The sequence below is a fragment of the Mycobacterium sp. UM_Kg27 genome, assembly GCF_000972905.1.
Classification (GTDB): domain Bacteria; phylum Actinomycetota; class Actinomycetes; order Mycobacteriales; family Mycobacteriaceae; genus Mycobacterium.
Map to the genome: position 1 here is coordinate 1 of NZ_JRMM01000072.1, position 21,716 is coordinate 21,716.

Genomic DNA, 21,716 nt, shown 5'->3' on the forward strand with positions numbered 1-21,716 from the left:
AGATGTGTATAAGAGACAGCCGTAACGGGTGCTGATGCCGTGGCGCCATTGCTGGCGGACGCTGGCGATCAGGCCTGCCGACAACCGCTCATCGCCGGCGATATGGCGGGCGTCCAGCATCGCCAGTGCGGCGAGGATATCGGAGGTGGCGACCCGCAGCGCCTGCGGAATCGTGCGAACGCTGTGATCGAGGCGAACATTGGCGTCCCACAACGGATACCAGAGCAGTTCCGCCGTTCGCCCCACGACATCGGCAGGCATGTCGTCGTGCACCAGCAGCAGGTCCAGATCGGAGTGCGGAAGCAACTCACGCCGGCCAAGCGAGCCGGTAGCCACTAGCGCAAAACCGCTGCCGGGCACAACACCGATCTCAGTCGCCTTGGTAACCAGCCAGGACTCGTGCGCCTCACGCCACACCGTGCGCAGCGCGACCGAGTCCCATTGCGCGGATGTCGCACACCGCAATGTGGCTCGAACAGCCGCCAAGTCAGCTGCCGGGCAACTCGCCCCCCTGCGGCTCATGACCGTCTACATCGGCTCGGATCGCGCTACAGACTCATACCGCGTCGGCGCCGCGTTCGCCCGTGCGCACCCGGACCACGGACTCCACCGCGCTGACCCAGACCTTGCCGTCGCCGATCTTGCCGGTACGCGCCGCCCGCACGATGATCTCGACGATCTTGTCCACGGTGAAGTCATCGACCAATACCTCGATCCGCACCTTGGGAACGAAATCGATCGAGTACTCGGCACCCCGATAGACCTCGGTGTGGCCTTTCTGCCTCCCGTATCCCTGGACATCACTGACCGTCATCCCCAAGACTCCGGCCTCTTCCAAGCCAGTCTTGATGTCCTCCAACGTAAACGGCTTCACGATCGCGGTGATCAACTTCATGTTCTCTCCTGTCTTCAGCCGAGTAAGCAAGAACAGCACTGCCGGGGGTACTCACGAGGTCGTAGCCGCTTTGGAGGTGCTCGGCCTCATCGATGCCCGAGGCCTCATCCTCGGCATCCAGCCGCAGCCCGATGGTGTATTTGAGGATCAAGGCCAAGATCGCCGTTCCGACAGCCGAGTACAACGCGACGCTGGACGCACCGATGAGCTGGCGCCACAGCTGATCGAAACCGCCGCCGTAGAACAGGCCGGGAGACACATCTGACGCACCGTCGATAGCAGCTGTGGTGGGCGCCGCGACCAGGCCCACCAGCAGGGTTCCGACGAGACCGCCGACCAGGTGCACTCCCACAACATCCAGCGAATCATCAAATCCGAAGCGGTATTTCAGGCCCACCGCCAATGCGCAGGCGACACCGGCAACCCCACCCACAACCAGCGCGCCGACAACATCTACCGACGCACACGCCGGCGTGATCGCCACCAGACCGGCCACGATTCCCGACGCTGCCCCCAGCGAAGTGGCGTGACCGTCGCGGATCCGTTCGGCGAGCAACCATCCCAGCATCGCAGCGGCTGTCGCGACGGTCGTGGTGATGAAGGTCGAGCCGGCAACACCGTTGGCGCTCACCGCCGATCCGGCGTTGAATCCGTACCACCCGAACCACAACAGGCCGGCGCCAAGCATCACCAACGGCAGATTGTGCGGCCGCATCGGAAGGGCGGGCCATCCTTGGCGTTTGCCGAGTATGAGTGCCAGCACCAGGGCAGCCATGCCCGCGTTGATGTGGACCGCGGTGCCGCCCGCAAAGTCGATCGCATGAAGTTTGTTGGCGATCCAACCGCCGTGCGGGGCGGTGCCGTCATCGAATGCGAAGACCCAGTGGGCGACCGGGAAATACACGACGCTTACCCACAGGGCCGAGAACAACAACCAACTGCCGAACTTCATCCGGTCGGCGACCGCTCCGGAGATCAACGCGACCGTGATGATCGCGAACATCATCTGGAATCCCACGAAAACGGTCGCCGGCACCGTGCCGACCAGCGGAATCTCGATCGCAGGCGTACCACTCGCCGGATCGGCCGCGACCGCGTTGACCCCGATGAGGCCCTTCAATCCCCAATAGTCAGTGGGGTTTCCCGCCACGTTGCCGACATCATCGCCGAACGCGAGTGAGAAACCGTAGAGCACCCAGAGCACGGTCACCACACCCATGGCGCTGATGCTCATCATGATCATGTTCAAGACACTCTTGACCCGGACCATGCCGCCGTAGAAGAACGCCAGACCTGGCGTCATCAACAGCACCAGGGCGGCGCTGATCAGCATCCAGGCAGTGTCACCGGTGTCGGGTACGCCCATCGTCGGGAATTGATCCATGCACCAAACCTCCTCTGCCGCGGCCGGTTGCCAGATGAACCCGGCTGGTCATAACCATGCGCAACAGTTGTTTCGGCTCTAGCGCCGCTCCGTTGCAGATGTGTGACCACCTGCTCACAGCGGTGAGCCGGGAAGACGGCAGGAAAAGGCCCGACTGGGCCCTCGCGCGCGGAAATCGGCGCGGGACCCGGGTTCGCTGACGGGTTATGCGGCCGTGTTAGGGACGTACGCCGGGCGCACCGCCGACGCCTCCGGCGCCACCGGTGCCGTCGACGTTGGGCTCGCCGGGCTTGCCCAGTCCGCCGGGGGTACTTCCGGCGGAACCCCCGTTGCCGCCGTCGCCGCCGTCGCCGCCGGCACCGAGCGAACCGTTGCCGCCAGCACCACCGTTACCGCCGCGGCCACCAGAACTACCGGTCTGATCGGCCGCGGCACCGCCGTTTCCACCGTCACCGCCATTGGCGCCGACCCGTCCGCTGCCGCCGGCACCACCGACTCCCCCGGCACCGCCGTTCCCACCGGTCGTACCGAACCCGCCGGCCCCTCCCGCGCCGCCGTTGCCACCGTGACCGCCGGTGCCGAACGGGTTGGTCAGACCTGCGCCACCCGCGCCACCGGCGCCGCCGTCACCGTCGTCGCCGGCCTGGCCGACCGCGCCGAGCCAGCCGACGCCAGCGCCCGCAGCACCACCACGGCCGCCGTCACCGCCGTCACCGCCGTTACCACCGTTGGGCTGGCTGGCGGTGCCGACGCCGCCGGCCGCCCCCACTCCGCCGACCCCACCGGCGCCGCCGTTACCGCTGAAGCCCAAGAGCCACCCGGCATTACCGCCCACGCCGCCGTTACCGCCGGCGCCGCCGTTCAAAGCGGTCACATCGGGGCCGTTGACACCGGCCCAGCCGGCGCCGCCGCGGCCACCGGTTCCGCCGAATCCCCAACCGGCCAGGGCGTCACCCCCCGCCCCACCGGTACCCCCGGCGTGCGTCACCAACGACGTGCCGTCGAAGGTGTCATGGAAGCCGGTACCGCCACGTCCGCCGACACCACCGTCGCCGAACCACATTCCGCCGGTACCGCCTTGGCCACCCGCACCGGCCTCGATGACCACGCCGCCCGGACCGACGTAGGCCGCGGCGCCCTGACCGCCCGCACCACCGTTGCCGAACAAACCGGCGTCGCCGCCGTCACCGCCCACGCCGCCGTTGACCCCGGCGACGCCGGCCGCACCGTCGCCGCCGTCACCGAATAGGAACCCGCCGTCGCCAAGGTTTCCCAGACCGAGCCACCCGAACAACGAAATGTTGGCACCGTTGAAGCCGTCAATGCCGTCACCGATCAGATACCGGCCGAACGTGAGCACGAACGGTGTGTTGATCAGGTCGATCAGGAGCTGGTTTCCGGCGTTGTGCAGGAAGCCCTCAAGGGCGTCGTGGACCGGGAGATAGAAGCTGTCCTGATAGAGCTGAGCCCAGTCAGCGGGTACGAACGGGTCGAAGTCGGCGCCCCCCGGGTCGAAGCTGGCAATGCCGATGTCTGCGAGATCGACGCCGACCGGGTTGACATCGGCCGTGTCGAACCAGGTTCCCGGGTCGAAGAAGTCGAAATCCGCCTGCGCCGACGGAGGTGTCGCCATGGGCGCCAGGGCGAGCGTCAAGGCCGCCGCGATACCGCCTGTCGCGCGACTCATCCGACCAGTTGCGCTGCGACCCGCACTGCGGCGTAGACGACGATTCATTGAGATTGACCTTTCTACGGCTAACCCGAACCAACGGGCCGAAGCTGAAATTAGGCGGGGATAGTCGTGTCGAGGCCGAAGAAATCGCCGATCCAGGACAAATCAGGATTCCCGTCAAAAAGGGACCCGAGGGAGCTCAGGAAATCCGGCGGGTCCCCGGCGTCGGTCGCCATCGCCGAACCGCCGAAAAGGCCGCCGAACAGCGGGGTGGGGTTCTGGATATCAAGAAACACGCGCTGGGCCGCGTTCCACAGCGTCGAGAACGGTTCCTGCTCCATAAACGAGCCCCAGACGTAATTCGCCGGGTCCTGCAGGGCACGAAATGCCGCCTGGACACCTTCCGACCAGGCACCACTCAGAGCGGCGTTGACCTCGGCCCAGCTGATGTTGCTCGGCAACAGGTCGAAACTGAACGACGTGAGCTCGTTGGCCGGCCCCTGGTTCCAGCCTTCGGTCAAGCTGCCGTAGCCCAAATTCACCAGGATGCGCAAGCTCGGTTCCAACAGGTCTGCCAGGGGGTTCCCCCAGACGGGATTCACCCGTAGCAGATCTAGCAACGGCAGCGAATCAGCGGGGATCACATAGTAATTGGTGAGACTGTCCCCGGTGGTCTCCAACTGAATTGCGTTGGCGATATCGTCGGCACCGACTCCGAAATAGCCGATATGTGTAGAGAACATGCCGACGACGGCATTGAGTGACGATATCAGGTTCAGCGGGTAACGGGGAAAGTCGGCGTAACCGTCATATTCCATCGTATAGACATCGGTGGTGAAGTAGTCCGGGGTCGGATGCCCAAGAGTCATCCCGTTCCAGAAGGTAAGGTCCCCGCCCCAGAAGTTCAGCAGCTGGAGCAGACCGCCGTTCGGGTTCGCGGAATTCCCCACGAGCACGAAATGAACATCCTCGGGCGCTACGCCCTCTTGGCGAAGCTGTTCCATCGTCATCGACGACATTGCCGAACTCTGCGAGTAGCCGAACACATACACCGGGTTGTCGGCGTTCACCTGCCCGGTGGCGATCTCCTTGTTGATTGCCTCAGCGAGGATCTGGGCGCCCTGGACCATCGAGATGTTGCCCGGAAAGTACAGCTGGGGGGTGAAGAGCGATTCCGCGGTTCCGGTAAAGCCATGCGACTGCAGGTACAGCAGGTTGGCAGCGTTGACGTAGCCATCCGACGGCAGCGGAATCCCGCTGCCGCCCATGACGAACCCGATGTCACCCGCGGTCAGCGTTACGTCCTGTGACACAGCGGCCGACGACCGGGCGGACAACGGCGACGCCGTGACAAGCCCTGCCATGCCGGCGAAGACGGCGAGAGCGCTTACGACAGCGAGAACTACGCGACCACGGCGGAGCGAACGCCCCCCCTGCGGACCGGTCATCGCGACGACACCAGCCATGGAAACCCCTTGAAATGCCCTTCAACGCACCGCGGAACGCGGAACCCCACCCGAAATTAGATCACCCGCAACAGTTTTAGTCAGTAGTTCGGTAGAAAGCCAGCCAGATTGACATAACTGTGCTTATTGGGGCATGATAAAAAATCGGCCTTTCGGCTTCCCGAATCGTAGCGCGGAACACCGTCCAAGTAGGGTGTCATTCGTGGATATTAATGGAGCAAGCGCGATCGTCACCGGTGGCGCATCAGGAATCGGCGCGGCCACTGCCCGCCAGTTGGCCGACAGGGGCGCACGGGTCGTCGTCGCCGACCTGCAGGCGGACAAGGGCGAGGCGCTGGCCCACGAGATCGGCGGCGTGTTCGTGTCCGTCGACGTGACCAGCACCGAGCAGATCATCGACGCGGTCAACACCGCGACCGACCTGGGTCCCCTGCGGGCGCTGGTGAACTCGGCCGGTATCGGCTGGGCTCAGCGCACCATCGGCAAGGACGGCGAGTTCGAGTCGGCGCACAACCTCGACGCCTACAAGAAGGTTCTCGCCATCAACCTGGTCGGCACCTTCGACTGCATCCGGATCGCGGCCACCGCGATGAGCCGCAACGAGTTCACCGACACCGGCGAGCGGGGCGCAATCGTCAACATGACCAGTGTTGCGGCTTTTGACGGCCAGATCGGCCAGGCCGCTTACTCGTCGTCGAAGGGCGGCGTCGTGGGCCTGACCCTGCCGGTCGCCCGGGACCTGTCAGCGGCGGGCATCCGTGTCAACACCGTGGCCCCCGGTCTCATCGACACCCCGATTTACGGCGAGGGCGAGGCCTCGGAGGCCTTCAAGGCCAAGCTCGGTGAGTCCGTACTGTTCCCGCACCGGCTCGGCAAGCCCGAGGAGCTGGCGTCGATGGTGGTGGAACTGCTCACCAACTCCTACATGAACGCCGAGGTCGTCCGCGTGGACGGCGGCATTCGGATGCCACCGAAGTAGTTTTCGTCCCCGAGGTTGAGATTGCGTCCAGGGTCGCGGATACCGCGGAATGTACAGCCCTGGGCGCAATCTCAGCACCAAAGCGGACGCCCGGCACCATCTAGGGGTGTGCCGTAGCGGGTCGGCGCGTGGCACCCCAGAGCCCGACGCCGATGCCGACGATCGCTCCACCGAGGCCGATGATCTGCTGGCCGCGCTTGAGGTCGGCGTGCACGCTCATCCCGCCCAGCAGGTCGGCCGCGTCAGCACCACCGGACGCCAGAAACCAGCCGCGGGTGTCCCGGCCACACGCCGCCGCGTACAGCAACAGCCCCCCGATCAGAGCATCGCGGTAGCCCATCGACCGAAGCAGTAGGCGCGCGGACGGCCCCGGATCATCCGGCTCTCCCCACAGCCGGTTCGCCCGCAGCGGATCGACCAGAAACGAGATACCCGACGCCAGCCGGATACTGCCCGCGACCACTGCCGCACGGTCTTTGATCATGCAGCGCAGCCTAGGGCCCGGCGCCTGCGCCGGAACCTATTTCCAGGCGAATACCGGTTGCTCCAACTCGTCGACCCGGTCGCCTCGGCCTTCCAGGCACAACCATCGCAGTTGTAACAGCACCGCCCCGGTCGGCGCGTGGATGAGGTCATTGCCCAGCGGGATCTGCACGACCGGACGGGGACTCTGGGGAATGCTGACGAATCGCGGCGAGTCATCGCGCTGCAGCTGATGTAGCCCTACGCGGTAGACCGCCACCACCTCGGCCGGCGCGGGACGGAGATCGAGCCGCCCCCCGCCCCAGATCACCACCGGGCTGATGACGTATCCCGAGCGGGTCGGATAGTCGTCGAGCAGACCCAGCACGGCGGAGTCGGGCAGCCTGATGCCGACCTCCTCGTCCAGCTCGCGCAGTGCCGCGTCGACCGCGGTTTCACCGGGATCCAGGCGGCCACCGGGCAGCGCCCACTGCGCGGCATGCGAGGTGAGTCGAGAGGCTCTGCGACACAAGAGGAATGCAGCACCCCCGGATACGTCGACCATGCGACCGTCAAGACCAGCCTCGGGCATGGGCCGACCGGCGATCCAGTCGTCCACCGGCGCGGGGTCGGCCCGGTCTTCGCCGACTTCGGAGTCCACGATCACCACCGCGACCGCCGCGTGCCGCTTCGACGGGTCGGTCACGGTCCGGCGGGCGTGCCCGCCCAGATGCGTCCGGATCCGTTCGCGCAGCGTCTCGTCATAGCTGATCGTCACCGCTTGACCATACGACCGGGGCGTTGCCGTCGACGGTCACCCGCCGCTCAGCCGGCGGCCCATTCCTTGGCACGTTCGACGTCATCGAGACCGAACACCTTGAGCTCGCCGGGGATCATCCACTCCAGCGCATGCAGGACGTGGGCAACCCACTCCTTGTCGGAGACGATCGCGATGCGTTTGAACGCCGAGTGATGCGGCAGTACGGCGCCGAGACCGAGCTTGATGTCCTCGAGCAGCCCGCCGGGCCCGAATCCCTCGTAGTCGGAGTCGATGACCTCCACGATCCTGACATCGCCGCCGTCGCGCAGCAGGTCGTGCAGCGAGGGCTTGATCTCACGCAGTTCGTCGCCGCGCAGGCGCCCCGAAACACGAATTCCGGTCACTCCCTGCGGCATGTCCGGCAGCAGCTCGATCATGGGAAGACTCCCCTCTAGCCGATGCCGCCACTGTAGTCCGGCCTCGACCGACTATTCGAAGTCGTTGCCGTGGGACTGCTGTTCGCGAAGCCGGGTCGAGAAGGCCATCGAAGTACTACTACTTCGCGACCGGACGCTAGTTCTGCCCGGTCAGCCCGCGTTGCGCGCCAGGTTGATGGCGTACTCGCTGACGAAATGTCCCGCGGCGGGTTCGCCGGAGCCGCAGCTGCCGTCGGACTCCCCGACCCGCTTGACCCACAGGTAGGCGTCGGCGTGCTGCCCGGCGGTGTTGGCGGTCGGCGGCGTGCCCAGCGCCCGTCCACTGGGGTTGCACCAGTAGAAGGGATCGCCTTCGGCCGGGCCGGCACCGTTACGGGAGGTGTCGATGACGTAGTGCGCGCCGCCGGTCATCCCCGAGATCTCTTCGCCGTAGCCGATTTCCTCTTCGGTGGTGAAGTAGTTCGTGGAGTTCAGGGCGAAACCGCGCGCACGCCCCACACCGGCCTGGTTGAGCCGGTTGGCCATCTCTCCGGCGCTCACCCATCGCGAGTGCCCGGCATCGACGTAGACGGCCGTGGCCGGGTTGCGGCCCAGCGTGTCGACGGCGTAGCTGATCAGGTCGAAGCGCTCCTGACGTGCATCACCGGAGAGGCAGTCGGCCATTGCGAGCGCGTCGGGCTCGAGGACGATCGCGGCCGGGTTGCCGCCGATCCCGTCGGCGACGCTGTCGATCCAGGCCCGGTAGGACGAGCCGGAGGAGAATCCGCCCGCGGCGTAGCTGCCGCAGTCACGGTGCGGGATGGCGTAGAGCACCAGCACCGGCATTGCACCGGCCGCGGCGGCCGCGCCGGTGTGCCGGGCCACCGTGGAGCCGACAGATCCCACCCCGAACGCCTGGTCCAGCCAGTACGCCTGAGGGGTGTTGGCCACCCGCGCCAGCTCGGCGCTGTCCGGCTGTGCGTTGGAGGCATGCATCGCCTTGGAGATGGGGTCGACATAGAAGGGCATGCCGCCCAGCGGGTTGTCACCGTCGGCCTGGGCGACGCCCGCGCCGGCCAGGGCCGCAACGGCAAGGAGGGGGGTGAGACAGCGCGCGACCGCGCCAAACGCTGAGGGGATCACAGGCAAAAATTACCTTATGGCCGAGCCGAGGTCACAAGACGGTCACGATCAAGGCCGGAGCGCTCAACCGAGCAGCGCGTCGACGAACGCGCCCGGCTCGAAGGGGGCCAGATCATCGGGCCCCTCCCCCAGCCCCACCAGCTTGACCGGTACCCCCAGCTCCTGCTGCACCCGGAACACGATCCCCCCTTTGGCGGTTCCATCCAGCTTGGTCAGCACCACCCCGGTGATATCGACGACGTCGGCGAACACCCGGGCCTGGGCCAGGCCGTTCTGCCCGATGGTGGCGTCCAGGACCAGCAGCACCTCGTCGACGGCGGCGCGGCGCTCCACCACCCGCTTGACCTTGCCGAGCTCATCCATCAGACCGGTCTTGGTGTGCAGCCGTCCCGCGGTGTCGATCACCACCACATCGACGCCGTCGGCGATGCCCTTGTCGACAGCGTCGAACGCCACCGAGGCCGGGTCCGCGCCTTCGGCGCCGCGCACCACCTCAGCGCCCACCCGCGCCGCCCAGGTCTGCAGCTGGTCGGCGGCGGCGGCCCGGAACGTGTCGGCCGCCCCCAGCACCACTCGGCGGCCATCGGCCACCAGTACGCGGGCCAGTTTGCCGACGGTGGTCGTCTTGCCGGTGCCGTTAACCCCGACCACCAACAACACCGACGGGTGATCGTCGTGCGGCAGGGCCCGAATGGAACGCTGCAGACCGGGCTGCAGCTCGCTTATGAGCACGTCGCGCAGCACCGCGCGCGCCTCGGCCTCGGTGCGCACCTGGCCGCCGGCCAGGCGTCCGCGCAATTGATTCACCACCGATTCGGTGACCACCGGGCCCAGGTCGGCCACCAGCAGGGTGTCCTCGACGTCCTGCCAGGAGTCATCGTCGAGGTCTCCGCCGCCCAGCAGCCCGAGCATGCCGCGGCCCAATGCGTTCTGCGACTTGGCCAACCGCCCGCGCAGCCGCTCCATCCGGCCTTCAACCGGCTCGATGTCCGGCTCGACGGCCGCTGGCGCCGGCGGTGCCTGGGGCTCGGCGGAAGGGACTTCGGGCGGCGCTTCGGGCAGTTCTATGTCGGTGATGGTGCGCCGGGGCGCATCACGAGGAACAGTCGCATCGTCGCCGATGATGGGGGCTGGCGGCTCCGCTGTGTCCGTGCGACTGAAGGTGATACCCGAGGAGGCGGTGTAGCCGCCGGAACGGTCCAGACTCTCGCGTTGCGGCGCGGACAGGCTGATACGCCGCCGGCGGTGGCGCACCAAGCCGAAGACCAGTGCGGCGATGACGACGAGCGCGGCAGCGACCGCTAGGGCGATCCAGAGACCTTCAGACACCGCGCCATTGTTTCAGGGTCTTGGCGGGCCGAGGCGGACAGGCTAGCCCGGGCTGGAAACGAGCTCTTCGCCCCGGATGCGTTGGGAGATCACCGCGGTGATCCCGTCACCTTGCATGGTCACCCCGTACAGCGCGTCGGCGACTTCCATCGTCGGCTTCTGGTGGGTGATCACGATGAGCTGGGAGCGGGCCCGCAGCATCTCGAACAGCGCCAGCAGCCGGCGCAGGTTGGTGTCGTCGAGCGCGGCCTCGACCTCGTCCATGATGTAGAACGGCGACGGGCGGGCCCGGAAGATCGCCACCAGCATGGCGATGGCCGTCAGGGACTTCTCCCCGCCGGACAGCAGCGACAGTCGCTTGACCTTCTTGCCGGGCGGACGGGCCTCGACGTCAACCCCGGTGGTCAGCATGTCGCTGGGGTCGGTCAGCAGCAGGCGGCCTTCGCCTCCGGGGAACAGCGCCGCGAACACCTCGGTGAACTCGCGCTCCACGTCGGCGTAGGCGTCGGTGAAGACCTGCAGGATGCGCGCGTCAACGTCGGAGACCACATCGAGGAGGTCCTTGCGGGCCGCCTTGACGTCCTCGAGCTGGGTGGACAAGAAGTTGTAGCGCTCCTCGAGCGCCGCGAACTCCTCAAGCGCCAGGGGGTTGACCCGGCCCAGTTCGGCCAGTTCGCGTTCGGCGCGTTTGGCCCGGCGCTCCTGGGTGGCGCGGTCGAAGGGCATCGGGGCGGGAGCCATCACCAGTTCGCCGCGGTCCCGGGCCTGCTCGTACTCGGCCATCTCCAGTTCGGTCGGTGGCAGCGCGACATCCGGTCCATACTCGGCGATCAGATCTGCCGAACTCATGCCGAACTGCTCGAGCACGGTCTGCTCGAGTTGTTCGATGCGCAACGCGGCCTGCGCCTTGGCGACTTCGTCGCGGTGCAGTGCCTCGGTGAGTGCGGTCAGCCGGGTGCTCAGGGAGTTCACCTCGTCACGGACGGCGACCATCGCGGCGGCCCGCTGCTGACGTTCACTGGCCAGCCCGTCACGGATCCGCGCTGCCGCGATCACCACATGCTGCAGGCGCTGGGCCAGCGCACTGCCGGCATCGGCCACCGCTGCGGCCGTCGTCGCCGCGCGTGCGCGCGCGGCGCGGGCCTGCTCGGCGCGGACCCGCGCCTCGCGTTCAGCCGCAGCCGCCCGACGCAGCGAATCCGCCTTGCCGCGTACCGCATTGGCGCGTTCCTCGGCGGTACGCACCGCCAGCCTGGCCTCCACCTCGACGCTGCGCGCCGCCTCCGCTGCGGCCGCGATCTGCTGGCGATCCACCGGCTCGACGGCGGCCGTCGGCTGATCTTCTTCGGCGTTACGCAGCCGGGTTTCCAGCTCGCTCAGCTCGGTGACGGTCTGCGCCCGGCCGGCCTCGAGCTCGTCACGCTCACGCAGCCGGCGGCGCCACTCGGTCTCGGCGGCGCGCGCCTCTTGCCCCAGCCGGCCCAGCTGCTCGTGGGTGGCAGCGATAGCGGCGTCGGACTCGTTGAGGGCGGCCAGTGCCTGCTCGGCGGCGTCCCGGCGCGCGGACTGCTCGGCCAGCGCTCCGGCGAGAGCCGCGCCGAGTTCGCCAACCTGTGTCTCGGCGGCGGCCAGTTCAGCGCGGGCCTTGTCGATCTCGCTGTTGATCTCCAGGGTGGACGGCTTGCGATCCGATCCACCGCTGACCCAGCCCGCACCGACCAGATCACCGTCTAGCGTCACCGCGCGCACCCCGGGGCGTGCGGCCACCAGCTCCAGCGCCTTGGGCAGGTCGTCGACCACCACCACCGCCGACAGCATGGCCGTCAGCGCACCGCGCAACTTCTCGGGGGCCTCGATCAGCTCCACTGCCCACAGCGCTCCGTCCGGCAGTTCTGCGCGCTGTCCGGTGGCCGGCAGTGGCCAGTCCCCCAGCACGATCGCCGCCCGCCCGCCGTCAGCGGTCTTGAGCGCGTGCAGCGCCGAGCGGGCCGCGCCGGCGTCCTCCGCGGCCAGCGCATCGGCGGCAGATCCGAGCACCGCGGCCAGTGCCGCCTCGTACCCGGCGCGGACCTTGACCAGCTTCGCGATCGACCCGAACAGCCCGGGGCCAGTGTGGTTCGCCGTGAGCCAGGCGGCGCCGTCCCGGCGTTCCAGCCCCATCGACAACGCCTCGATACGAGCGTGCAGCGAAGCGACCTGGCGCTCGGCGGCGCGTTCGGCGGCCTGCAGTTCGGCGACCCGCTCATCTGCCAGCTGCAAGGTGGCCACGGTCCGCTCGTGGTGCTCGTCCAAACCGACTTCGCCCTGATCGAGCTCGGAGACCCGGCCCTGAACCGTCTCGAACTCCGCCTGGGCGGCCTGAGCCCGCCCGGCGGCCTCCTCGATACGCGTCGACAGTTGCCCGACGTGAGTGTCGATCGACTCGACGCGAGCCCGAATCGTCTCCACCTGACCGGTCAACCGGGCCAGGCCCTCACGCCGGTCGGCTTCGGCACGAACGGCAGCCAGATGCGCCTTCTCCGCCTCGGTGCTGCGGCGCTCCCGTTCGGCCAACTCGGCGCGGGCCGCCTCCAGCCGGATGCCTGCCTCGGCCAGTTCGGCCAGCAGCTGCTGCTCGGCCGCGGCCACCTGCTCGGCCTCGGCCTCCAACGCGTCGGGGTCGACGCCGGCGGTGGTGATCGGCTCGTCGTCGAGATGGTGTGCGCGTTCGGTGGCGATACGCACGGTGGCGCTGACCCGCTCGGCCAGCGCGGACAGCGAGAACCAGGTCTGCTGGGCACCCTCGGCGCGCTGGGTCAAGCTGGCGACCGCGGACTCGTGGGCGGTCAGTTCGTCGGCAGCCACCGCCAGACGCTCGGTGATCTGGTCGTGCTCGCGGCGCAGCGTGGCCTCGGCGTCGGTGGTTCCGGCGAACTCGGCCTGCCGCGACACCAGGTCGTCTGCGGTCAGCCGCAGCTTGGCGTCGCGCAGGTCGGCTTGGATGGTGGCCGCACGCCGGGCGACCTCGGCTTGGCGGCCCAGCGGTTTGAGCTGGCGGCGCAACTCCGTGGTCAGGTCGGTCAGGCGGGCCAGGTTGGCCGCCATCGCGTCCAGCTTGCGGACCGCCTTTTCTTTGCGCTTGCGGTGCTTGAGCACCCCGGCGGCCTCTTCGATGAAGGCCCGGCGGTCCTCGGGGCGAGACTCCAGGATCTGCGCCAGCCGGCCCTGACCCACGATGACGTGCATCTCACGGCCGATGCCGGAGTCGCTGAGCAGTTCCTGGACGTCCATCAGCCGGCAGCTGGCACCGTTGATCTCGTACTCGCTGGCGCCGTCGCGGAACATCCGCCGGGTGATCGAGACCTCGGCGTACTCGATCGGTAGCGCGTTGTCGGAGTTGTCGATGGTGACGGTGACCTCGGCGCGACCGAGCGGGGCGCGCGAGGAGGTACCGGCGAAGATGACGTCTTCCATCTTGCCGCCGCGCAGGGTCTTGGCGCTGTGTTCCCCCATCACCCAGGCCAGCGCGTCGACCACGTTGGACTTGCCCGAACCGTTGGGTCCGACCACCGCGGTGATGCCCGGTTCGAAGCGCAGAGTCGTCGGCGCGGCGAAGGACTTGAAGCCCTTCAGCGTCAGACTCTTGAGGTGCACGGGGTGTGAGACTACCGGTCTAGCGTTCGGCGAATCCGTCGATCGGGTCCCCGACGTCCGTCCAGTCGACGACGACGGTGTCCACCCGGCCCGGCGTGGTGCCACCCTGCAGCAGCTCCAGCAGACGCTGGCAGTCCGCGCGGGGGCCCTGAGCGACGACGTGTACGCGGCCGCCGGGCCGGTTGGCGGCGTAGCCCGTCAGGCCCAGCTCCAGTGCCCGCGAACGCGTCCACCACCGAAAGCCGACGCCCTGGACGTGGCCGTGCACCCAGGCGGACAGGCGGACGTCAGGACCGGTCACCGGAGTCGATCGCAAGGCGCACCTCAGTACCGGATCTCAGTGTGCGGCCCACCGTGCAGACCTGATCGATCGCCCGGTACACGACGGTCAGCAGCCGATCCCGCTCCGCATCGTCCAGACCCGAGAGGTCCAGCTTCAGGACTTCTTCCAGCAGCGGATAGCGCTCCTGCTCCCGATCGGCGGGGCCGGAGACTTCGATGGTGGCCTGGTAGTCGTCGCCGAGCCGGCGGGCCAGCGGGGCGTCACTGGACATTCCGCTGCATGCCGCCAACGCGATCTTGAGCAACTCCCCGGGGGTGAAGACGCCGGCGACGTCCTCACTGCCGATCAGCACCTGCGCGCCCCGCGAACTGCGTCCGGTATAGCGGCGGGTCCCGGTGCGCTCCACCCATAAATCCGTCATGGGGACATCTTTGCAGCCGTGACGGCGCCGAACCTGCGCTAGGCCGACGGCGGTGACCCGCTAAGTTTCTCATTCCGCATCTGCAAGAAGCGCTGCGTATCCCGTCGAAACGAATTCTTTTGCGCCGCTTCACGTTATTGTCGGGCTTTCCCCGCAACACCATTCGCCGAACAGCCGAGGGGACATCCGTGCAGGTAGCGATCCCGCTCTTCCCGCGATTCACCGCTCTGGACGCCATCGGGCCATACGAGGTGCTGCAACGGCTCCCGGACGTCGAGGTGATTTTCGTCGGGCACCGCCGCGGCGAGGTCCGCAGCGATAACGGGATGCTCGGAATCGTCTGCGATGCCCGATTCGACGAGCTGACCGCACCGGAGGTCGTGGTCGTCCCCGGCGGTGTCGGGACGCGGGTCTTGCTCGACGACACGGAGTTGCTCTACTGGGTGCGCACGACGCACACCCACACCAGGTTCACCGCCTCGGTGTGCACCGGCTCCCTGCTGCTGGCCGCCGCCGGGCTGTTGGACGGGCTGACCGCGACCACCCATTGGAGCGCCGTCGAACTGCTGGAACACCTGGGCGCCCGCTACGTGGAGCAACGGGTGGTCGAGCATCTGCCGCAGCGGCTGGTCACTTCGGCAGGGGTCTCCAGCGGCATCGACATGGCGCTGCGGCTGGCCGAGTTGCTGGCCGACGCCGAAACGGCCTGCGCCATTCAGCTCCTGATCGAGTACGACCCCCAACCGCCGTTCGACTGCGGTTCACTGATCAAGGCCGGCGAGGACGTTCGACGGCGCGTCGCGCAGCTGCGGCGCTGACCCAGCGGGCCACCGCGGGCATACTCGATATTTATGGCGACAGTGGTCGCATTCCACGCCCATCCCGACGACGAGGCGATTCTGACCGGGGGAACTCTGGCGCGGGCGGCGGCCGGGGGGCATCGCGTCGTGGTGGTGGTGGCGACCGATGGCCGCGTCAATGACGGCGACGACGATCGGCTGGCCGAATTGCACGCGAGCGCAACGACCCTCGGCGCACACCGAGTCGAATGTCTGGGCTACGCCGACAGTGGGTTCGGCGCGGAGTTCTATCCCGATCCGCCGGGGCGAGTCAGGTTCGCCCGCGCCGACATCGAGGAGGCGGCGCAGCGACTGGCGGCCATCCTGCGTGACGAAGGCGCTGATCTGCTCCTGAGCTATCAGTCCAATGGCGGCTACGGCCACCGTGATCACGTGCGCGTCCATCATGTCGGTAAGCGGGCTGCGCAGATCGCCGCGACGCCGCGTGTGCTCGAGGCGACGATGCCCCGCGAGATGCTGACCCGGGTCGAGCATGGCGCTCGCCTACTGCATCTGCCGGCGCCTTACGGACGTGAGGTGGTACGCACCGCCTACGCACCGGCATCCAGCATCACGCACCGCATCAATGTGTTTCGGTTCGCCCGGCAGAAGCGGGATGCCTTCGCCGCGCATCGCTCTCAGATCGGCGCGAGCGCGGCCGCGGCACGTCTGTTCGCGGTGCTGATGCGCCTTCCCCCGCAAGTGGCCGGCGTCGCATTCGGTCGCGAGTGGTTCGTCGATCCGAATCTGCCTCCGGGCCGGGTCTATCGTGACATCTTCGAGTGACCCCGATCGACTTCCCGTGTCAGCGTTGGCAGTTCGGGCAGAAGTACGACGATCGATTCATGAACTTCGCCCGGCGAATCGGAGTCCCGCAACGCCGGCACGGCTCGTCTTCACGGCCGTAGGCGTCCAGTGACCGGCTGAAGTAGCCGGATTCACCGTTGACGTTGACGTACAGCGAGTCGAACGAGGTGCCGCCGGCGGCGAGCGCGTCGTTCATCACCTCTGCCGCGGCAGCCAGCAGTGCCCGCAGCCGCGGCCGGGACAGTCGGTCGGCCGTTCGGGTGCCGCGAATCCCAGCTCGCCACAGTGCTTCGTCGGCGTAGATGTTGCCGATTCCCGACACCACGGTCTGGTCGAGAAGTTGGCGTTTGATCTCGGAGTGCTTGCGCCGCAGCACTTCAACCACCGATTCGGCATCAAAGCGCGGGTCCAGCGGGTCGCGGGCGAGGTGGGCGACCGGTACCGGCAACACACTGCCGTCCACCGCGACCAGATCGGTGAGCTGCCACCCGCCGAAGGTGCGCTGGTCGACGAAGCTGACTTTCGTCCCGTCGTCGAGCACGGCGGCGATCCGCAGGTGCCTGGTGTCGGGCAGCTCCCCCAGCAGCATCTGACCGCTCATACCCAGGTGCACCACCAGGGCCTCGTCGGCCGCCGCACCGCTCAGCAGCAGCCACAGGTATTTGCCCCGCCGGTCGGTGCCGGTGATCCGGGCGCCCAGCAGCCGGCCGGTCAGATCGGCGGGACCGGCCTCGTGGCGGCGCACCGCCCGTGGATGGTGCACCCGCACCCCGGTGATCGTGCGCCCGACCAGGTGCGCGTTCAGGCCACGCCGAACCACCTCGACCTCGGGAAGTTCGGGCATTCTCAGGCCTGCTGTGGGTCGTTGACCGCACCGTCCAAGGCCTGCCAGGCCGCGGCCGCGGCCTTCTGCTCGGCTTCCTTCTTGGTGCGCCCGACGCCGGTGCCGTACGCGGTGTCCGATATGACAGCGGCCGCGGTGAACTCGCGGTCGTGATCGGGTCCGGTGGAGGTGACCTGATAGGACGGTACGCCCAGGCCGCGCGCGGCGGTCAGTTCCTGCAGGCTGGTCTTCCAATCCAGACCGGCACCCAGGGTGGCCGCGGTATCGAGCAGCGGACCGAACAGGCGCAGGATCACCTCGCGGGCGGTGTCGATTCCGTGCTGGAGGTACACCGCCCCCAGCAAAGACTCCATGCCGTCGGCCAGGATGCTGGATTTGTCGGCGCCGCCTGTGTTCTCCTCGCCCCGGCCGAGCAGCAGATGAGCCCCTAGCCCGTCCTCGGTCAGGCGGCGCGCCACATCGGCCAGAGCAGAGGTGTTGACCACGCTGGAGCGCAGCTTGGCCAGATCTCCTTCGGGCCGGTCGGGATGGCGGTGGAACAGCTCGTCGGTGATGATCAGTCCGAGCACCGCATCGCCCAGGAACTCCAAGCGCTCATTGGTGGGCAGGCCACCGTGCTCGTAGGCGTAACTGCGGTGCGTGACGGCCAGCGTGAGCAGGTCGTCGGCGAGGTCGACGCCGAGTGCATCCAGCACCGCTTGCCGGGGACGGCTCACCGCTCACCGTCATCGCTCGGCCCGCCGCCGTCCTGCGGTTCCAGCATTCCGGCCAGTTTCGCCCAGCGCGGATCGATCTTGTCGTGGTGATGGCCGGGCTCGGCGCTGGACAGCACCACCCCGCAGTCGGGGCACAGTCCCGGACAGTCCGGGACGCAGAGCGGGGACAGCGGCAGAGCCAGGCCGACCGCGTCGACGATGGCCTGTTCGAGGTCCACCGCGTCATCGACGACCCGGCCCATTTCGTCGTCGTCGGTGGTGGCGTCGGTGGTGCTGTCGGGGTAGGCGTACAACTCAGTCAACTCGACCTCGACATCGCCGGTCAGCGGCTGCAGGCACCGCGCGCACTCGCCCGTGGTGCGCGCTGAGACCACGCCACTGACCAGAACCCCCTCCGAGACCGACTCCACCCGCAGATCCAGATCGACTGCGCCATCCGCAGGAATCGCCACCAGATCCAGCCCGATGCGGGTGGGGCTGATCCGCTGCTCCTGCAGCGGCATCAATGCACCGGGGCGCCGTCCCAACCGGGAGACATCGACCACGAACGGCGCAGGCAGCTGCCGCCGTGCTGCCTTCATACCTGCGCCAGGGTGCCTCGCCATGCCGCGATTCTACGCAGCGCGTTACTTGGCGTTCTCGGGTCAGCGAGTCGCGTAGTCGTGAGTGCCCGCGGCGGTACGCAGTTGGTGACGACCACGGTTGATCGAACGCAGCGTGCCGTTGAGGAAGTCCTCGAATTCGGCCAGCTTGGCGTCGACGTAGATGTCGCATTCGCCGCGCATCCGGTCGGCCTCGGCGTGCGCCGAATCGATCAGCCGGGTGGATTCGGCACGGGCCGAGGTCACCACCTCGTTCTGCGAAACCAGCCGCTGCTGTTCCTTGATGCCTTCCTGCACGGCCTTCTCGTAGGCGGCGTTGCCGTTCTCGACCAGCCGATCGCATTCCGCCTGGGCGCGGCTGGTGGCGGTCTCGAACTCGCGCTTGGCGGTTGCGCTGAGCCGGGCCGCTTCCTCGCGGGCTTCGCCGAGCATCCGCTCGCTGTGTCCGCGGGCCTCGGCCACCATCCGGTCAGCCTGCCCCTTGGCGTCGGCCAGCAACCGGTCGGCTTCCGCGCGCGCATGGCTGACCAGCGAGTCGGCTTCGGCCGTAGCCGAGCTGACCATCGATTCCGCGTGCTCCTTGGCCTCGTTGAGGACCGAGTCGCGGGCGTCAAGGACGTCTTGAGCGTCGTCCAGTTCTCCGGGGATGGCGTCGCGGATGTCGTCGATCAGTTCCAGGACGTCACCGCGGGGTACCACGCAGCCTGCCGTCATCGGCACGCCACGGGCCTCTTCGACGATGGAGCCCAGTTCATCAAGGGCTTCGAACACTCGGTACACGGCAGCACCCTCCAGGCATAGTTGTTGTTACTAGTGTGCCCTGTGTTACGCGTGTGACTGTGTTAGTCGCCCGGTGTGTCGGATTCTCGTCCACTCCCCCGGTAGCCTGACCCGTTGAAGTCGGAGATCGACGAAGGGCGGCCATGACGAACGGTTCTGGGGGCCACGGGGGCACCGCGACGCCAGGGCAGGCTCAGCAGCGCTATCCGCAACAGTCCGGCGCCCAGGCGACCACCGATATCGGCCGACTGCTGCTGAACTGCCGAGACAGCCACGGGATCATCGCCGCGGTCAGCGCCTTCCTGGCCGACGCCGGCGCGAACATCATCTCGCTCGATCAGCACTCGACCGCTCCCGAAGACGGGACCTTTGTGCAGCGGGCGATCTTTCACCTGCCCGGCCTGCCGGCGGCCCTGGACGGGCTCCAGGAGCGGTTCGGCGCCACGGTGGCCCAACGGTTCTCGATGGACTACCGGTTCACCGAGGCCGCCAAGCCCAAGCGGGTGGCGATCATGGCATCCAAGACCGACCATTGCCTGCTGGATCTGTTGTGGCGCAACCGCCGCGGCGAGCTGGAGATGAACGTGGCGATGGTGATCTCCAACCACCCGGAGCTCGCAGAGCAGGTACGCCCGTTCGGGGTGCCGTTCTTCCATGTCCCCGCGACCCGCGACATCCGTGCCGAGGCCGAACAGCGTCAGCTGCAGTTGCTCTGCGGCAACGTGGACCTGGTGGTGCTGGCCCGCTACATGCAGATCATCACCGGCGACTTCATTGAGGCGGTGGGCTGTCCGCTGATCAACATCCACCATTCGTTCCTGCCGGCGTTCATCGGCGCTGCGCCCTATCAGCGAGCTCGGGAGCGCGGCGTGAAACTGATCGGCGCCACCGCGCACTACGTCACCGAGGTGCTCGACGAGGGTCCGATCATCGAACAGGACGTCGTGCGGGTGGACCACACCCACAGCGTCACCGATCTGGTGCGGTTGGGTGCCGACGTGGAGCGGGCGGTGTTGTCGCGTGCGGTGCAATGGCACTGCCAGGACCGGGTGATCCGGGTGGGCAACGAGACGGTGGTGCTCTGAGATTTCGCAGTTGACATCTGTCAAGTACGGTGTTGGGCATGGCTGTCCAGGACTTGTTTTCGCACGTACCGACGTCCACTGCCGAGGCCTGCGAGATCTTCGACGCCGCCGAGGCCGTCGACCCCGATTTCATGGTCGGCACCTGGCATGGGTCCGAGCTGACGACCGGCCACCCGCTGGATGGGCTGCTGGCGGCCACCGGTTGGTGGGGCAAGCAGTTCATCGATGCCGAGACGGTCCATCCGCTGTTGTTCCCCACCCGCGACGGGGCCGCACTGTGGGCGTTCAACCCGGTGCTGGCGTTCAGCGTTCTGGGACTCGCCACGAAGCTGCCGGCCCTGAAGAACCGCTCATTCCTCGGTCAGATCAACGCGTTGCAGCCGCTGCTGCGGACCCGTTCGCCCCGGGCTCGGCTCCGCACCACCCGGTTCCGCGGAGTCGACAGCGCCACGATGCTCTACGACCAAGCACCGGTCAACGATGTATTCCGCCGGCTCTCTGATGACGCGGTGATCGGCGCGATGGACCTGCGGGGCTCGCCGCGGCCCTACTTCTTCGTGTTGCGCCGCGACGACTCGCTCAAATTGGTCTAAGCACGGGCGATTTCGCCGGCGTCGTGCCACGCATTGCGCTCCGCGTTGAACGCGGCGACCTGTTGGTCGCGGAATCCGGCGATGCTCTCGGTGTTGTCGGCCAGAAATCGGCGGTAGTCCGCCAGTGCGAACTCACCGTCGGCGATCTCTACCCGGCCACGCCCGGCCGCCATGTCGGCGCGCAACTCCAGCAGCTCCTCGGCCCGCACCGGGTAGAAGCTGATGCGGTCGAAGTAGCGCAGCAGCCAAGGGGTTTCGGGATCGAACAGCCCTGCCGTGGCGTGCCGGTGGTTCCACACCTGGGTGGTGCGTCCGACGAACTGGTAACCGCCGGGCCCCTCGATACCGTAGATACACAGGTAGGCGCCGCCGATCCCGACGGCGTTCTCCGGGGTCCAGGTGCGGGCGGGGTTGTACTTGGTGGTCACCAGCCGGTGTCTGGGATCCAGCGGGGTAGCCACCGGCGCTCCGAGGTAGATGTCGCCCAGACCCAGCACCAGATACTGCGCGTCGAACACGATGTCGTGCACCTGCGCGAGGTCATCGAGACCGTTGATACGCCGGATGAACTCGATGTTGGACGGGCACCACGGCTGTCTCTTATACA

General features: G+C 67.6%; 23 protein-coding genes. 5 read left to right on the forward strand and 18 right to left on the reverse strand.

What is annotated here, in order from left to right:
* From LI94_RS12640 to LI94_RS12660, 5 genes are all read right to left on the reverse strand, one after another.
* The coding region (locus LI94_RS12640) for a DUF294 nucleotidyltransferase-like domain-containing protein (RefSeq protein ID WP_239651216.1) at positions 1-486 on the reverse strand (486 nt) is incomplete at its 3' end.
* A gap of 70 nt (positions 487-556) precedes the next feature.
* The gene (locus tag LI94_RS12645; protein ID WP_024443236.1) at positions 557-895 is read right to left on the reverse strand and encodes a P-II family nitrogen regulator; all 339 of its coding nucleotides are present in this window, start codon (positions 893-895) and stop codon (positions 557-559) included.
* On the reverse strand, positions 801-2,279 hold the full coding sequence (locus tag LI94_RS12650) for an ammonium transporter (protein ID WP_024443237.1): 1,479 nt from the start codon (positions 2,277-2,279) through the stop codon (positions 801-803). The genes LI94_RS12645 and LI94_RS12650 overlap by 95 nt, the downstream gene beginning before the upstream one ends.
* A gap of 217 nt (positions 2,280-2,496) precedes the next feature.
* Entirely contained in the window at positions 2,497-3,966 is a 1,470-nt protein-coding gene (locus LI94_RS23810; protein WP_024443238.1) for a hypothetical protein, read from the reverse strand.
* Positions 3,967-4,064: 98 nt separating this feature from the next.
* Positions 4,065-5,417: a PE-PPE domain-containing protein gene (locus LI94_RS12660; RefSeq protein WP_239651217.1), complete on the reverse strand. Its 1,353-nt coding sequence runs from the start codon at positions 5,415-5,417 to the stop codon at positions 4,065-4,067.
* A gap of 202 nt (positions 5,418-5,619) precedes the next feature.
* Between LI94_RS12660 and LI94_RS12665 the strand changes: the two genes are divergently transcribed.
* Entirely contained in the window at positions 5,620-6,396 is a 777-nt protein-coding gene (locus LI94_RS12665; RefSeq protein ID WP_024443240.1) for an SDR family NAD(P)-dependent oxidoreductase, read from the forward strand.
* A 100-nt stretch (positions 6,397-6,496) separates the two neighbouring features.
* Here the strand turns inward: LI94_RS12665 and LI94_RS12670 are convergent, their stop codons facing one another.
* From LI94_RS12670 to LI94_RS12705, 8 genes are all read right to left on the reverse strand, one after another.
* Positions 6,497-6,880, reverse strand: coding sequence for a DUF4267 domain-containing protein (locus tag LI94_RS12670; RefSeq protein WP_024443241.1), 384 nt, complete (start codon positions 6,878-6,880; stop codon positions 6,497-6,499).
* Between the two features lie 36 nt (positions 6,881-6,916).
* Entirely contained in the window at positions 6,917-7,636 is a 720-nt protein-coding gene (locus tag LI94_RS12675) for a CoA pyrophosphatase (protein ID WP_046301405.1), read from the reverse strand.
* A 47-nt stretch (positions 7,637-7,683) separates the two neighbouring features.
* Complete coding sequence (locus tag LI94_RS12680) at positions 7,684-8,055, reverse strand: STAS/SEC14 domain-containing protein (protein WP_024443243.1); 372 nt, start codon at positions 8,053-8,055, stop codon at positions 7,684-7,686.
* A gap of 150 nt (positions 8,056-8,205) precedes the next feature.
* Positions 8,206-9,177, reverse strand: a complete 972-nt coding sequence (locus tag LI94_RS12685) for a glycoside hydrolase family 6 protein (protein ID WP_024443244.1) — start codon at positions 9,175-9,177, stop codon at positions 8,206-8,208.
* Positions 9,178-9,240: 63 nt separating this feature from the next.
* Positions 9,241-10,506, reverse strand: a complete 1,266-nt coding sequence (gene ftsY / locus LI94_RS12690) for a signal recognition particle-docking protein FtsY (protein ID WP_046301406.1) — start codon at positions 10,504-10,506, stop codon at positions 9,241-9,243.
* A gap of 42 nt (positions 10,507-10,548) precedes the next feature.
* Positions 10,549-14,139, reverse strand: a complete 3,591-nt coding sequence (gene smc, locus LI94_RS12695) for a chromosome segregation protein SMC (protein WP_046301407.1) — start codon at positions 14,137-14,139, stop codon at positions 10,549-10,551.
* Positions 14,140-14,158: 19 nt separating this feature from the next.
* On the reverse strand, positions 14,159-14,440 hold the full coding sequence (locus LI94_RS12700) for an acylphosphatase (RefSeq protein ID WP_024443247.1): 282 nt from the start codon (positions 14,438-14,440) through the stop codon (positions 14,159-14,161).
* The gene (locus tag LI94_RS12705) at positions 14,427-14,843 is read right to left on the reverse strand and encodes an OsmC family protein (RefSeq protein WP_024443248.1); all 417 of its coding nucleotides are present in this window, start codon (positions 14,841-14,843) and stop codon (positions 14,427-14,429) included. Before LI94_RS12705 ends, LI94_RS12700 begins: the two co-directional genes overlap by 14 nt.
* 188 nt (positions 14,844-15,031) lie before the next feature.
* Here LI94_RS12705 and LI94_RS12710 point away from each other — a divergent pair, with 188 nt between their 5' ends.
* The gene (locus LI94_RS12710) at positions 15,032-15,661 is read left to right on the forward strand and encodes a DJ-1/PfpI family protein (protein WP_024443249.1); all 630 of its coding nucleotides are present in this window, start codon (positions 15,032-15,034) and stop codon (positions 15,659-15,661) included.
* Positions 15,662-15,694: 33 nt separating this feature from the next.
* The gene (locus tag LI94_RS12715; RefSeq protein WP_046301408.1) at positions 15,695-16,468 is read left to right on the forward strand and encodes a PIG-L family deacetylase; all 774 of its coding nucleotides are present in this window, start codon (positions 15,695-15,697) and stop codon (positions 16,466-16,468) included.
* A 19-nt stretch (positions 16,469-16,487) separates the two neighbouring features.
* Here the strand turns inward: LI94_RS12715 and mutM are convergent, their stop codons facing one another.
* The 4 genes from mutM to sepIVA are packed head-to-tail and all read right to left on the reverse strand — an operon-like array spanning position 16,488 to position 19,431.
* Entirely contained in the window at positions 16,488-17,333 is an 846-nt protein-coding gene (gene mutM, locus LI94_RS12720) for a bifunctional DNA-formamidopyrimidine glycosylase/DNA-(apurinic or apyrimidinic site) lyase (protein ID WP_024443251.1), read from the reverse strand.
* Positions 17,334-17,335: 2 nt separating this feature from the next.
* A complete protein-coding gene (rnc, locus tag LI94_RS12725) occupies positions 17,336-18,049 on the reverse strand; it encodes a ribonuclease III (RefSeq protein ID WP_024443252.1) in 714 nt (237 codons plus the stop codon).
* Positions 18,046-18,654 carry a DUF177 domain-containing protein gene (locus tag LI94_RS12730; RefSeq protein WP_024443253.1) on the reverse strand — a complete coding sequence of 203 codons (609 nt, stop codon included), beginning with the start codon at positions 18,652-18,654 and terminating at the stop codon, positions 18,046-18,048. Before LI94_RS12730 ends, rnc begins: the two co-directional genes overlap by 4 nt.
* Before the next feature lie 39 nt (positions 18,655-18,693).
* Complete coding sequence (gene sepIVA, locus LI94_RS12735) at positions 18,694-19,431, reverse strand: cell division protein SepIVA (RefSeq protein ID WP_024443254.1); 738 nt, start codon at positions 19,429-19,431, stop codon at positions 18,694-18,696.
* Between the two features lie 143 nt (positions 19,432-19,574).
* Here sepIVA and purU point away from each other — a divergent pair, with 143 nt between their 5' ends.
* Positions 19,575-20,516, forward strand: coding sequence for a formyltetrahydrofolate deformylase (purU, locus tag LI94_RS12740; RefSeq protein WP_024443255.1), 942 nt, complete (start codon positions 19,575-19,577; stop codon positions 20,514-20,516).
* 38 nt (positions 20,517-20,554) lie between these two features.
* A complete protein-coding gene (locus LI94_RS12745) occupies positions 20,555-21,109 on the forward strand; it encodes a DUF4334 domain-containing protein (protein ID WP_024443256.1) in 555 nt (184 codons plus the stop codon).
* On the opposite strand, the gene LI94_RS12750 is transcribed toward LI94_RS12745, so the two are convergent.
* Positions 21,106-21,716: carboxyltransferase domain-containing protein (locus LI94_RS12750; RefSeq protein ID WP_046301410.1), on the reverse strand; the 611-nt coding region annotated here is incomplete at its 5' end. The genes LI94_RS12745 and LI94_RS12750 overlap by 4 nt on opposite strands.

Bases quoted from the DNA above. Each gene is read 5' to 3' on its own strand.
- LI94_RS12670 (WP_024443241.1), bottom strand. From the start codon at position 6,880: ATGATCAAAGACCGTGCGGCAGTGGTCGCGGGCAGTATCCGGCTGGCG.
- LI94_RS12705 (WP_024443248.1), bottom strand. From the start codon at position 14,843: ATGACGGATTTATGGGTGGAGCGCACCGGGACCCGCCGCTATACCGGA.
- purU (WP_024443255.1), top strand. From the start codon at position 19,575: ATGACGAACGGTTCTGGGGGCCACGGGGGCACCGCGACGCCAGGGCAG.
- LI94_RS12730 (WP_024443253.1), bottom strand. From the start codon at position 18,654: ATGGCGAGGCACCCTGGCGCAGGTATGAAGGCAGCACGGCGGCAGCTG.
- LI94_RS23810 (WP_024443238.1), bottom strand. From the start codon at position 3,966: ATGAGTCGCGCGACAGGCGGTATCGCGGCGGCCTTGACGCTCGCCCTG.
- LI94_RS12660 (WP_239651217.1), bottom strand. From the start codon at position 5,417: ATGGCTGGTGTCGTCGCGATGACCGGTCCGCAGGGGGGGCGTTCGCTC.
- LI94_RS12715 (WP_046301408.1), top strand. From the start codon at position 15,695: ATGGCGACAGTGGTCGCATTCCACGCCCATCCCGACGACGAGGCGATT.
- LI94_RS12680 (WP_024443243.1), bottom strand. From the start codon at position 8,055: ATGATCGAGCTGCTGCCGGACATGCCGCAGGGAGTGACCGGAATTCGT.
- LI94_RS12645 (WP_024443236.1), bottom strand. From the start codon at position 895: ATGAAGTTGATCACCGCGATCGTGAAGCCGTTTACGTTGGAGGACATC.
- LI94_RS12745 (WP_024443256.1), top strand. From the start codon at position 20,555: ATGGCTGTCCAGGACTTGTTTTCGCACGTACCGACGTCCACTGCCGAG.
- LI94_RS12650 (WP_024443237.1), bottom strand. From the start codon at position 2,279: ATGGATCAATTCCCGACGATGGGCGTACCCGACACCGGTGACACTGCC.
- mutM (WP_024443251.1), bottom strand. From the start codon at position 17,333: ATGCCCGAACTTCCCGAGGTCGAGGTGGTTCGGCGTGGCCTGAACGCG.